The 12,200-nt window shown below is 62.9% G+C and carries 12 protein-coding genes; 4 read left to right on the top strand and 8 right to left on the bottom strand.

Annotated elements, in window-relative coordinates; translation table 11 throughout:
* The first annotated feature begins 33 nt into the window (after nucleotides 1-33).
* Nucleotides 34-972: a sugar kinase gene (locus M1E02_RS02005; protein ID WP_479376498.1), complete on the top strand. Its 939-nt coding sequence runs from the start codon at nucleotides 34-36 to the stop codon at nucleotides 970-972.
* A 191-nt stretch (nucleotides 973-1,163) separates the two neighbouring features.
* Here the strand turns inward: M1E02_RS02005 and M1E02_RS02000 are convergent, their stop codons facing one another.
* The 3 genes from M1E02_RS02000 to M1E02_RS01990 form a co-directional block, all read right to left on the bottom strand.
* Entirely contained in the window at nucleotides 1,164-2,006 is an 843-nt protein-coding gene (locus M1E02_RS02000) for an IclR family transcriptional regulator (protein WP_479376497.1), read from the bottom strand.
* A 288-nt stretch (nucleotides 2,007-2,294) separates the two neighbouring features.
* Nucleotides 2,295-2,723 carry a hypothetical protein gene (locus M1E02_RS01995; RefSeq protein WP_479376496.1) on the bottom strand — a complete coding sequence of 143 codons (429 nt, stop codon included), beginning with the start codon at nucleotides 2,721-2,723 and terminating at the stop codon, nucleotides 2,295-2,297.
* 114 nt (nucleotides 2,724-2,837) lie between these two features.
* Nucleotides 2,838-3,584: a TetR/AcrR family transcriptional regulator gene (locus M1E02_RS01990; protein WP_479376495.1), complete on the bottom strand. Its 747-nt coding sequence runs from the start codon at nucleotides 3,582-3,584 to the stop codon at nucleotides 2,838-2,840.
* Between the two features lie 132 nt (nucleotides 3,585-3,716).
* On the opposite strand from M1E02_RS01990, the gene M1E02_RS01985 reads away from it, so the two are divergent.
* Nucleotides 3,717-4,643, top strand: coding sequence for an NAD-dependent epimerase/dehydratase family protein (locus M1E02_RS01985; protein ID WP_479376494.1), 927 nt, complete (start codon nucleotides 3,717-3,719; stop codon nucleotides 4,641-4,643).
* A 3-nt stretch (nucleotides 4,644-4,646) separates the two neighbouring features.
* Here the strand turns inward: M1E02_RS01985 and M1E02_RS01980 are convergent, their stop codons facing one another.
* From M1E02_RS01980 to M1E02_RS01960, 5 genes are all read right to left on the bottom strand, one after another.
* Nucleotides 4,647-6,881, bottom strand: coding sequence for an ABC transporter permease (locus tag M1E02_RS01980; protein WP_479376493.1), 2,235 nt, complete (start codon nucleotides 6,879-6,881; stop codon nucleotides 4,647-4,649).
* Nucleotides 6,878-7,591: an ABC transporter ATP-binding protein gene (locus M1E02_RS01975; RefSeq protein ID WP_479376492.1), complete on the bottom strand. Its 714-nt coding sequence runs from the start codon at nucleotides 7,589-7,591 to the stop codon at nucleotides 6,878-6,880. The genes M1E02_RS01980 and M1E02_RS01975 overlap by 4 nt, the downstream gene beginning before the upstream one ends.
* On the bottom strand, nucleotides 7,588-8,115 hold the full coding sequence (locus M1E02_RS01970) for a PadR family transcriptional regulator (protein WP_479376491.1): 528 nt from the start codon (nucleotides 8,113-8,115) through the stop codon (nucleotides 7,588-7,590). Before M1E02_RS01970 ends, M1E02_RS01975 begins: the two co-directional genes overlap by 4 nt.
* Nucleotides 8,116-8,210: 95 nt before the next feature.
* Nucleotides 8,211-8,747, bottom strand: coding sequence for a GNAT family N-acetyltransferase (locus tag M1E02_RS01965; protein ID WP_479376490.1), 537 nt, complete (start codon nucleotides 8,745-8,747; stop codon nucleotides 8,211-8,213).
* Nucleotides 8,748-8,750: 3 nt separating this feature from the next.
* On the bottom strand, nucleotides 8,751-9,347 hold the full coding sequence (locus M1E02_RS01960) for a gamma carbonic anhydrase family protein (protein WP_479376489.1): 597 nt from the start codon (nucleotides 9,345-9,347) through the stop codon (nucleotides 8,751-8,753).
* Nucleotides 9,348-9,399: 52 nt separating this feature from the next.
* Here M1E02_RS01960 and M1E02_RS01955 point away from each other — a divergent pair, with 52 nt between their 5' ends.
* On the top strand, nucleotides 9,400-9,828 hold the full coding sequence (locus M1E02_RS01955) for a hypothetical protein (protein WP_479376488.1): 429 nt from the start codon (nucleotides 9,400-9,402) through the stop codon (nucleotides 9,826-9,828).
* A 218-nt stretch (nucleotides 9,829-10,046) separates the two neighbouring features.
* The gene (locus M1E02_RS01950) at nucleotides 10,047-12,191 is read left to right on the top strand and encodes a copper-translocating P-type ATPase (protein ID WP_479378036.1); all 2,145 of its coding nucleotides are present in this window, start codon (nucleotides 10,047-10,049) and stop codon (nucleotides 12,189-12,191) included.
* The last annotated feature ends 9 nt before the right edge of the window (nucleotides 12,192-12,200 follow it).

The following is a 12,200-nucleotide window of genomic DNA, read 5'->3' as shown; positions in this document are numbered from 1 at the left end:
GATCATCTGCGCTGCAGAAGGGTTCGTGGAACAATGCACCTGATCGTGGTGGGTGAGATGCTCGGCTACGCAGCGACCGAAACGGGCGACCCGCTCAAGTCAGCCCGACAACTACGGCTGGGCACCGCGGGTGCGGAGGCCACCGTGGCAATTGGAGTGAGAAGGCTGGGCCACGAGGCTACCTACGTGGGATGCATCGGTAAGGACTCTCTCGGAGAACGAATTGTTAGGGACCTATCGGGCGAAGGAGTGCACGTTCACAGCATTAGGACCGTTCCTGACCTGGCGACAGCATTCATGCTCCGTGATCACCGCTCCACCAGCCGCACACAGGTCTCCTACTACCGCTCTTCGAGCGCCGGGGCGGCGCTCGAACGCTCGGACATCACGCACGCAATTCGCACAGTGCCAGGCTTCGACATGCTGCATGTTACAGGGATCACGCTGGGGCTCAGTGCCAGTGCACGGGACGCGGTGGGGTACGCCGTCATGGAGGCGCGCAGGCACGGCGCTGGCGTCTCCTTCGACGTGAACTTCCGGCGGACCCTCCCCTATCCGGAATCCTCACGGGCATCCATTAGAGAGATCGCCGTGCTGAGTGACGTGGTCTTCGTCGGTGACGATGAGTTGGAGGAGCTGGGCATACCTGCCTCCGCTGATGGCGCCCGGATGCTGTTCCGGGAAGGCGTGAGCGAGGTAGTGATCAAGCAAGGCGCCGCCGGCGCTACCGTCTACCGCTCCGACGGCGCCATCGAATCCGTTGCAGCTCGAGGCGTCCGAGTACTTGACGTCATAGGTGCAGGTGACAGCTTTGTGGCTGGTTACCTGGCGGCACGCTCAGAAACCAAGAATCTGAGTAGCTGTCTGCGCTGGGGCACGGAATGCGCCGCCCATACCGTCGGGAACCTCGGTGACTGGGAAGGCCTGCCCGCGAGAAGCGATATCGAAACCCCGACTGGAGTCATGCGATGAAAGCAGCAGAACAGGTCACCGAACCGGTCACATACCACGGCGAAGGGGCGGTCTGGGCGGACGACCGGATCCATTGGCTCGACATGACCAAAGGGGATGTGCTCACGCTGGCGGGAGGCACGGTCAGACGACTCATAAAATATCGTTGGGTCCTCGAACGACGAGAGCCGGGCCCCCGTGGTTTTGCGGGGTCAGCTGGGAACTGTGAGGTTGTTGCGCAGTTGTTCCTGCCATGATGGGCCTCCAAAGCCGGTTGATATCTTGTCGGCGTGTTCGCGCACAAGCTCCCCGAGCTCGCGGGCGCGCCAGGTAGTGATGTTGTGTTTCAGTCCTGTGATGCTGATGGACCCGAGAGTCTCGCCGTTGCGGCCCAGGAAAGCTGCGCCGACGCAGTACACCCCCTCGTCGTCTTCCTCGTCATCGATGGCGTAACCGCGTTCCCTGCTTATCGCCAGGTCCGAAAGTAAGGATGCGACATCGGTTATGGTGTGGCGGGTGCGCTGCGGCAGCCCCGAGTCAGCGGCGATGCGTCGGACCTGGTCCTCTGGCATGGTGGAGAGAAGAGCCTTGCCTGCAGCGCTGTGATGGGGAGATTCGCGCTTTCCCAGCGGTGTATGAAACCTTACGGTTCCCGGACCGTCAACCCTGTCAATGAACACCGGGTGTCCCTCGTCCGGGACCGCCAGACGTGTTGTCCATCCCGTCCGTGCCGTCAGCTCGTGCATGATGGGCCGGCACACGTCCACCAGCCCGAGACCTTCGTTGAGGCTGTCGGCGAGCCTGACCACTGCCCGGCCGAGTCGGTACCGGGGACCGGGCTGGACCTCGGCTACGTACGATTGCGACACCAATGTCCGCAGCAACGCGAAGGTCGCACTCTTTGACGCGTCCAGCTGAGCCGCGACCTCGGTCACTGTAAACCCGGCCGCACCAGCGCCAGCAAGGAGGTCCAACAGCCGCAGCGCGCGCGAAACACTGCGGAGCGTATAGCGGTCACTACCCTCATTCGGCAACGGCGAAACATCTTCGGTCATGACGAACAGACTAACGTAATCGCTGCGAAAGCGCCCACCCTGAGCTAGAGCTGTCGGCGGCTCGTCGGACGCTTTTTCGGTTGATCGATATCGGACTGGTCGGAACGAGCTTCCTGGACCCGGACGACTTGCTGACAGACAAAGACGCGATGGACCCCAATTCCAAGGTGCGGCTTCTCCTGAAGCGGCTTCCTGATGAGGTCTCCCACCAGGCCGGCCAGACCGTCGGCGTCAGGACACTGGTTCATGCTGTGACACGGAGGGTCCACAGCATGAACCACGGAACCGCTAGTCCCGCTGGATGCGGCCCTCCGTATCGTCGTCGGCACGGCCGGGAACGACGTCGTCGCCGGTTTCGTTCCGCTGGCGCTGCGTCAATCCGGAAGGGTCCACCGTTCCGGCATCGCCATAGTCACCCTCAGGATATTCGCCTTCACCGGGAGTGGTTGGTTCAGGTACACCGGCGTCGCCGTAGTCACCCTCCGCATACGCACCCTTCGCGCCACCAGTCGTTGCCTCATCTGCAACACCGGCATCGCCGTAGTCACCCTCAGGGTATTCGCCTTCACCGGGGCCGGTAGTGGACTCATCCACAACACCGGCATCCCCATAGTCACCGTCGACGTACTGGCCACGCTCCCCCTCCAGGGACGGATTTGGAGTGCTGGTGTGGCGCTTTTCTTCGCGCGGGGTTTCGAATTCTTCATTCTCGGACATGAGTGGTTTCCTCCTCAGTCAGTGGTGCCCAGGCGGGCATATTGGCAGTCTATCCACGCCGCCGTTCCGGTGACAGAGCCCCACGCATCCCGTGCCTGGACGGCCCACGGTGGGCTAGGCGGAAAGTCCCGCCATCCTCGCCAGGACCTCAAGATGATGGTCAAAAAGCTCCTCGCGCGCGGCAAAAGTGTCGGCCCCATACTGCCCGAACACCTCAAAGCTGACAGCCCCGAAAAGGGAGGTCCACGCCAGTGCGCAATTGGCCAGGAACGCGTCCGGGATGGCGAGGCCAAATTCTGCACGGATCCGCTCCAGGTCCGCAGCCAACCGGGGAGGAACGACGACGGCGGGTCCGCCTTGCTCTTTCAGGGCACCTGCCCGGGCGGCGGCGTCGAAGATTCCCATCAGCCGCCTGATCACCCTGGTGCCCGGCTCCATGGTCCGCTCCGCGGGGGCCTGGTACCCGGGAACGGGACTTCCAAAAAGCAGGGCATAACGGGCAGGCTCGTTGATTGCCCATTCGCGGACAGCCCGGCCCAATGAACGGAATTGCCCATGATGGTCCCGCTCTCCGGCCCTCGCTACCGCCGCGTCTACAGCATCCCCCAGGTCGCCATACGCTTCGATGAGCAGCAGGGTCAACAGTTCGTCGCGGCTTTCCACGTACCTGTAGACAGCGGAAGACACAACGCCAAGCTCCCGGGCAACCGCACGAAGCGACAGCCCGGCCGCCCCATGCACCGCCAAATGCTCCCGGCCCAGGCGGACAATATCGGCAATCGTCTGGGCCCTCGCACGTTCCCGCGGCGTCTGGGTCTTTGCCGCAGCTGGGAGCGGGACTTTGCTTTTGTCGCGTGGCATGGCCTCAGCATGCCACAAATAGAGCAGTGCAAACAAAAGAGAGCACTGCTCTTGACTTCGCTTTGCGGCTCGCTCATGCTGTGTTGTGAGAGCAGTGCTCTCGACACAAGCCAAACTGAAAGAGAGTTTCCCATGACTGATTTGTACGTAGTAACAGGTGCCGGGCCCGTTGGCTGGACAGTTGCCGGGCAGCTGGCCGAACAGGGCCACTCCGTGCGGGTACTCACACGCTCCGGCAGCGGCCCGGACCACCCCCTCGTGGAGCGTCGCACCCTGGATGTTTCAGATCCTGCCCGGCTCGGAGAAGCCTTCGAAGGTGCCAAAGCCATCTTTCACTGCATTCATGGATCCGCGTACGCAGCCTCAGCCTGGGAAAAGGAACTGCCAAAGGCGGAGCGTGCAGTCCTGGCAGCGGCTGGCGAGACGGGCGCCGTCGTCGTATTTCCGGAAAGCCTCTACTCCTATAGCGAGCCCGACAAAACAATGGCCGAGCACAGTCCCCGTGATGCCAGGGGCGGCAAGCGCGGCATCCGGACTGCCCTGCTCAACAGGAGGTCTGCGTCCACCACTGACACGGTCAGTGTTGTGGCCGGTGACTTCTTTGGGCCGCGGGTCCGGACGGCGCACGCCGGCGAGCGCATGGTGCCCACCCTGCTGTCAGGGAAGGGCGTTCAGGTGATCGGCAGTGCAGAGCAGCCTCACTCGTTTACCTATGTTCCGGACCTCGCGGCCGCCATGATCAAAGCTGCGCAGACGCCGTCACTGTGGAACCGGGTATGGCATGCCCCAACCGGACCGGCGCTCACCCAGCGCAGCATTGCAATCTCATTCGCCGTTGCCGCAGGGATGGACGCTCCCAAGGTGAGCTCTGTGCCGGGGTGGATTCTCCGTACGGCAGGGGTCTTCTCGGCGGGCATGCGCGAGCTGGCCGAGATGCTGTACCAGTTCGAGCGGCCTTTCGTTATGGATTCCCGCGTGAGCCAGCAGGCCCTTGCCCTGGAACCCACTCCCCACCACGAGGCCGCCCGCGCCACGGTGGCCTGGTGGCGCGAACAGTAACGGCTATTCGAAGCGGGTGGTGGTCACTGCAGTGCTGGACCGGATGAGCCCGAAGGTTGCCGTTACGGCTCCAAGTGCCAGCAGGAGGCTGAGGCCCAGGGCCACGAAGTAGTCAGGAGCCGGCCACGTGACCCTATAGGTGTCGTTGATGCCTGTGACCATAAGCCAGGCGACAAGAAACCCGAGTCCAATCGATAAGAGCAGCACGGCCAGCAGGGGGACGGCAGCCTCCCGGGCGATGATCCTGCGTATGACTGACACGGGCATTCCCATCAACCGCATCAGGCCGAGGACTCTTGCACGGTCCAGGACTGCGGAGGCTGTGGCCACGGCCAGGGAGATTCCGGCAATGGCGATCGCCACGAACATACCCAGGTAGGCGAGTACTGCCAGACCCTGGACGAGGCGCGTGCCGGTTTGAAGTTTATTGTCCGCCGCTGAAGCCGCCGGCATGGCTGTGATGCCGGAACTGTTCAAAATTGTCCGCGCCCGGTCCAGGGCTTCGGGCGAGCCGTCGGTGCCGACCACCACCACCGCCGGCAGCAGTCCCTCCACCTCGTTAATAGGAGCCTCTTTCAGCGGCACCGGCTGTGTGGTCCAGAAATAGAGGAAGGAGAAATCGAAGGCAACTACTCCTGCTTCCGGGATGTTCTCAAATCCCAGTTTGGGAGCATCATCAGCCGGGATATTGATGTCAGGGATGGAAGCTGCCCCCAAAAGCGGTGCTTGGGAATAGCCGATGACGGCGCTTGTGATTCCAGGGAGCTCCTCAGCCCGCCGAGCGACTTCCAGTACCTCAGCAGTTGAGCTTTGCTCGGCTATGGTCGCATGCACGGCAGTGTGCTGGAGCAGGCCGGGGCGGGCAGGTGGAACCGCTTCGTCCTGGATGATGCTGGATCCTCCCGCGAAGACCGACACCACGAACACCCCGACCACCAGCCCCGACACGGAACGGAAGGTGGCCACCGGTGTCTTTCCGATCCGGCTCGCAGCTATGACTGCAGACACCTTACGCGCCCGCCACAGCCCCACCCGGCTCGCCACCAGCGTGAGCCAGGGTCCGATCACCACTATTCCCACGAGGATCAGCGCAAAACCGCCGATCAGCAGCGGAGACTCAAGCCACGGCAAACTCACCTTCAGGACCCGGATGAATATGACGGCCATGGTCATGGACGCCAACCCGGCCAGCAGGGGCACAATCCGCCAGGCCCGGGGCGTCTTTTCAAGAACCGCACGGGTTACCCCCAGCGGCCCGATCCCGGCCCGGGATGTCCGGTGGCCCGCCACCAGCGCCGAAGCCGTGACCACAACAACGACGACGGCGGCTGCCGCTGCCCAGCCAATAGCCAGATCATCCACAAACATCCGGGTGCCGCTGACCGGTATCTGGGCGACGGCCGGCCTCAGCCCGTAAGCCAACAGGACGCCCAGAGCTGCCCCGAAAAGGCTGGGAACCGCCGTTTCTATCGCAGCAAACTGCCCGACGGTCCGGGGTGATGCGCCGATCAAACGGAGGGTGGCGAAGCGTTCCCTGCGCTGGGCAGCACCCAAACCCGTAACGATACTGATCAGCAGAAGCACAGGAAAGAACACCGCAATCGCGCCGATGATGATCACTGTGATGTACGAGCTTGCGCTGCCTCCATAGGGATTCGTCGTGAACCCCGACACCAGGGCTGCCCTCCCGCCCAACCGGACTTCTTCCTCCGTAGCGCCTGTGATGACCACCAGGGAATCCGGCCCGGGGAGGGCAGCGTCCTCGATCGTGCCCACGAACTGCCCGAACCTGTTCCCTAACTGGTCCGCAGGCGTGGATTCGATCAGGCGCTGGAGGGACGGCGACGCGTAATACTGTCCGGGCGCAGGAGGTTCCGGAATCCCGGGAATCCTGACGGTCGTCGTCGTGAGTGAGGCAACATCCCGGCGGTTGATCAGTTGATCGCGAAAAACTTCCACTGTATTTGCTCTCATGAGCACTTCATTGGAAGTCAAAGGACTCGGCGTTGCTGGCCCCGAAGCCGAGCGCCCGTCTGCCTCGAGGGCAACAGTGGCGGCCGGATTCCCCATTTCGCGCAACCAGGCACCGCGCTCATCGCGATGGCTCAATCCATTTGCCCCGCCCCACAGCAACAGCAACAGGCACACGCCGATTGCTACCCCGCCCGTGACTCCCAAAAGCCTGCCGTAGGAGGACCTGCTGCCGACCACTGCGAGTTTCAGCAACCCCGGATTCATGATGACACCCGGTAGCCGGCGCCAATCACGCCGTCGCGCACCATCACTTCCCTGTCCGCATAGGCCGCAGTCCGCGCGTCATGGGTAATCATCACCACCGTGGTGCCGACTTCCCTGACCAGCTCGAGCATCAGCGTCAGCACGTTCTCGGAGGCAAGTGAATCCAGGGAACCTGTAGGTTCATCGGCGAACAGCACTGCAGGATTGGTGACAAGTGCGCGGGCAACAGCAACCCGTTGAGCTTGCCCGCCTGACAGCTCGCCGGGGAGTTTTCCCCCCATTCCATCCAGTCCCAGCCGGTCAAGCACTTCCCCGGACCGGTGCAATGCCTCAGCGCGCTTAGTCCCGCCCAAGAGCAAGGGGATGCTGACGTTATCCAACGCCGTCAGCTCCGGCAGCAATTGGCCGAACTGGAATACGAAGCCGAATTCGGACAGCCGCAGCCTGGACCGCTTTGGTTCATTGAGGGCACTGATCTCCACAGCATCCCCTCCGCTGGAGGTGTACGTCACCGTGCCCTGATCCGGTGCGATAACCCCCGCCAGACAGTGCAGCAGAGTGGACTTCCCGGACCCCGAAGGGCCCATAACGGCGAGCACCTCACCGCGGTGGACGTCGACGTCGATACCCCGGAGAGCCTGTGTCTGCCCGTACGACTGATGCAGCGCACGCGCTCTCAGGATCGGTGAGGCGGTTTCCGATGCAGTCATGCGCTCTGGAGCTCCTTTTTGAGTTGGGTCAGGCGTGCGCTGGTGAGTTCGATCCAGCGCAAATCGGCTTCAATGTGGAAGAGTCCGTGGTCGCAGATCAGGACCTGCAGGATGTCAGCGTCCTGCTTGAGCCTGGTGAGCTCACGCATCCTGGCCATGTGCTCGGCACGCTGTAAATCCAGCAGCCGGTCGGCGTCGTCGTCAATGAGCAACGCGATGACCGTCCTGGCAAAAAGGTTGCTTTGCAGGGTTTCCGAGGGAACATCCGGAGTGAATAACCACTCACGCACCCTCTCCTGGCCGGCGCCCGTGATCTCGTATTTTTTGCGGTCCGGGCCGGCGCCGGTCTCTTCACCCAGAGCTCGAATCAGCTCGTCCCGGATCATCCTCGCCAGGGTGGAGTAGACCTGCCCGAAGGCCAGCGGCTTCCCCATGCCGAAGTAGCGGTCATAGGAATGCTTGAGGTCATAGCCGTAACTGGGCTGGCGGCTGAGAAGACCCAGCAGGGTCAGGGAATTGTTCACAGATCTATCTATACACTGAGTGTATAGATTAAGCGAGCATTGATTCAGGCCCGCCTGTAATGACTCGGAACGCGCCGGTCAGAGGCGCTTCATCACTAAAGTTGAACGGGGAGCAATTCGACTGCGGGTGCCGGGTCGCTTCGAAGCCTGGCATGGGTTTCGACGTCGAATCTCTCGCCCCCGTACTGCAGTTTGGACCGCTCAACGCCTTCCGGCTGGAACCCGGAGCCTAGCGCCACCCGGCAGGACGCTGGGTTGTTGACCCTGTGCCCCAATTCCAGCCGGAAAATGCCGAGTTCCTCGATGGCCCAGCCGGATAGGGTGGCAGCCGCCCTCGTGGCCAACCCTTGGCCACGAGCGTCAGATGCCAGCCAGTAGTACACCCAGGCCGTGTGATGGGTCCGGTTGATGTTGCTGATCCCCACGTTGCCGACGGCCACGCCATTCCGCTCGATGGCGAAATTACACGCGACGTCGGCGTCGAAGGTGAGGCTGGTCCGGATGATCCGCTCAGCCGAATCGTGATCAGGCACATCGCTGAACTGAGTGCCGAGGTCCGGGGCGGACCGATAAAGCAGGCAGAGGTCTGCAGCATCACCGGGACGCCACGGGCGAAGCAGCAGAGAACCCACCGTTCAGCCCTCCAGCACTCTGTCGTTCAGGTGTTCCCCGTAGTACGACGACTGGTTTTGCATCAGCTCGCTCATTGAGGTCCCGCGCGGCACGCCGTACACAGTGCCGGGGAAGTCCAGGGTCCGCTGGATTTCCCAGATCTCCTCATGGCGTTCCGGGGAAAGGATGCTGGCGGGGTCGCCTACTGCCACCCAACCAATGGGCACTACAGCTCTGGCCTCCAGCCTGGAATTCACCTGAACCACGCCGTTGATGCGGACTTCTGCTCCGGGACCTATATAGGAGCCGGGAAAAAGCGAAGCCCCGGTGGCTATAAAGGCCTCGGCTTCCACTGAGGCGCCGTTGATGTGGGCATGTGGTCCCACCATGACGCTGTCCCCGATGAGGGCGGGATGCCGGGAACGTCCGCGGACCAAAGCGTTCTCCATGATTACAACGTTCCGGCCGATCCGGACCTCGCCGTCCTCCCCCGTCACTACCGCACCGTGGAGGATCCGGGTTCCCTCGGCAATCACCACGGCACCCGACACTACGGCCGTGGGCGCAATATAGGCCGAGGGATGAACGGACGGGCGGGCACCTCGGTGTTCAAGCAGCATGAGGTCATCGTAGCTTTGTACTGTTGCCCCTTTTCCGTTTAGCGGAGGAAGAATGATGGCCGAACCACTTTTCGATCGTCTGACGTCGGTTGACGAAAAACTCGCCCACCTTGCGGACGCCGATGCATTCTCCGGCGTCGTCCGGGTGGAGCATGGGGGCGAAGTCCTGCTGGAATCGGCCCACGGGATGGCCAGCCGCCGTTGGCGGATTCCGGTCACCACCCCGCAGGCCTTGCACCACCGGATAACGGATCCGGCAGAAGGCGCGACGGCGGAACTGCACTATGCTTTCGGGCCCGCCGTCGAAATGACTTCAGAGGGGGCGGTCCGCTCGCTCTACAAGGAGGGGATCAATACAGGGGCCAGCGCGATGGTGAGGCACTATCCTGCACAGGACGTCACTGTTGCGGTCGTAGCCAATAGCGAGAACGGTGCCTGGGACCCGGTCAGGTTGATCGATGAGGCAGTGACCCGTGCTTAGCCGCATGTTCAATGCAGGCAACTGAATTCGCCGCTTGCTTCAGATACCCCCTAGGGGTATATTGGTCGTGTTGTCAGTGAAGTGGTATGTCCAGGCCGGGCCCCCGGCCGTCACAGCCGTTCAACCCCAGCGCCATAACTTCTTCTAGGAATGGACCTGACATGCGCGGAACAGAAGACGCAAAAGGGCTGCAGGAGCCAGCTGCCCCCGGAACCACCATGGCCGCCGCAAATGGCCACCAACACCACGGTGAGCATCAGCACCATGAGCCCGGCCCTGAAACCACCCGAAGCCACCAGACTAATGACACCCACGGTCATGAAGCCCAGGCCCACGAGGCACATACCAACGACGATGACCACGTGGTTCACAGCCACGGCCAGCACGCCGGGCACAGCACTGCGATGTTCAAGAACAGGTTCTGGCTGACCCTGGCCCTGTCACTACCGGTGGTGTACTTCAGCCCGATGGTAGGGCATCTGCTCGGCTACATGGCGCCGGTCTTTCCCGGATCGAGCTGGATCCCGCCGGTACTGGGAACTGTCATTTTTCTTTACGGCGGCCACCCCTTCCTCAAGGGCGGCCTCAAGGAACTGAAGTCCCGGCGGCCCGGCATGATGCTGCTGATCGGCATGGCCATCAGTGTCGCATTTGTAGCGTCCTGGGCCACGAGCCTTGGCATTGGCGGATTTGACCTCGACTTCTGGTGGGAATTGGCCCTGCTGGTGGCCATCATGCTGTTGGGGCACTGGATCGAAATGCGCGCCCTCGGTTCCGCACAAGGTGCCCTTGATGCCCTGGCCGCCCTGCTTCCTGACGAGGCCGAGCGGGTCACTGACTCAGGCACGGAAACAGTCGGCGTCGCCGAACTCAGGGCCGGCGACGTCGTCCTCGTGCGCTCCGGAGCGCGGATGCCTGCGGACGGCACTGTTATTGATGGCCAAGCCGAATTCGACGAATCGATGATCACGGGCGAATCCAAAACTGTTTCCCGCACCCCGGGTGACCGGGTCATCGCCGGAACGGTTGCCACAGACAACGCGGTCAGGGTCCGGGTTACGGCAATCGGTGAGGACACTGCCCTTGCCGGCATCCAACGCCTGGTCGCGGAAGCACAGGCGTCGTCGTCGAGGGCACAGGCCCTCGCGGACAGGGCGGCAGCGTTCCTCTTCTACTTCGCCGCCGTCGCAGGCATCATCACGTTCATCGCTTGGACGCTGTTTGGGAGCGTCCCCGACGCCGTCACCCGGACCGTTACAGTGCTGGTGATCGCCTGCCCGCACGCTCTTGGCCTTGCCATCCCGCTGGTCATCGCGATCTCTACCGAACAGGCCGCCCGGGCCGGGGTGCTGATCAAGAACCGGATGGCGTTGGAGCGCATGCGGACGGTGGACGTCGTCCTGTTCGACAAGACGGGAACGCTTACCAAAGGCGAGCCGGAGCTTAAAGACGCCGCGGGGGCAGACGGTGTCAGCCGGAATCAATTGCTGGCGCTGGCAGCCGCGGTGGAGTCCGACAGCGAACATCCGGTGGCGCGTGCAGTGGTTCGCGCCGCTGAACGAGAATCTCTGAACATTCCCCGGGCCACAGGCTTCACTTCCATGACCGGGAGGGGTGTTCGCGCCACGGTGGATGGCCGCAGCATTCAGGTGGGCGGCCCGGCGTTGCTCCGCGAACTGGGGATCACCGAGCCTGAGGAACTGTCCCGGGCAACCCGGGTTTGGATGGACCGCGGCGCTGCCGTTTTGCACGTTGTCGACGACGGAAAGGTCCTTGGCGCCGTGAGTCTCGAGGACGCCGTACGCACTGAATCGCGGCAAGCCGTGAAGGCCCTGCAGGACCGCGGCGTCAAGGTGGCCATGATCACCGGAGATGCGAAGCAGGTAGCGCAGGCTGTTGGATCCGAGCTGGGTATCGACGAAGTCTTCGCTGAAGTCCTGCCGGCAGACAAGGACAAGAAAGTGGCAGAACTTCAGGCCCGCGGTCTGAAAGTTGCGATGGTGGGCGACGGCGTCAACGATGCTCCCGCTCTGGCGCGGGCAGAGGTGGGCATCGCCATCGGGGCCGGCACCGACGTCGCGATGGAGTCGGCGGGAGTGGTCCTTGCCGGCAACGATCCCCGGGCGGTGCTCTCCATGGTGGACCTGTCCCGCGCGAGCTACGCGAAGATGTGGCAGAACCTAGTGTGGGCCACCGGCTACAACGTCCTCGCCGTCCCGCTGGCTGCTGGGGTGCTGGCCTTCGCCGGAGTTTCGCTCTCCCCGGCTGCCGGTGCCGTCCTCATGTCAGCCTCGACCATCGTGGTGGCGTTGAATGCGCAACTGCTGCGGCGGGTGAAATTGAACCCCGCTCAGGTACGGTAAGCAGCCCCA

This window comes from Arthrobacter sp. Z5-13, from assembly GCF_056499105.1.
This window is presented reverse-complemented; position numbering and strand designations above follow the sequence as displayed.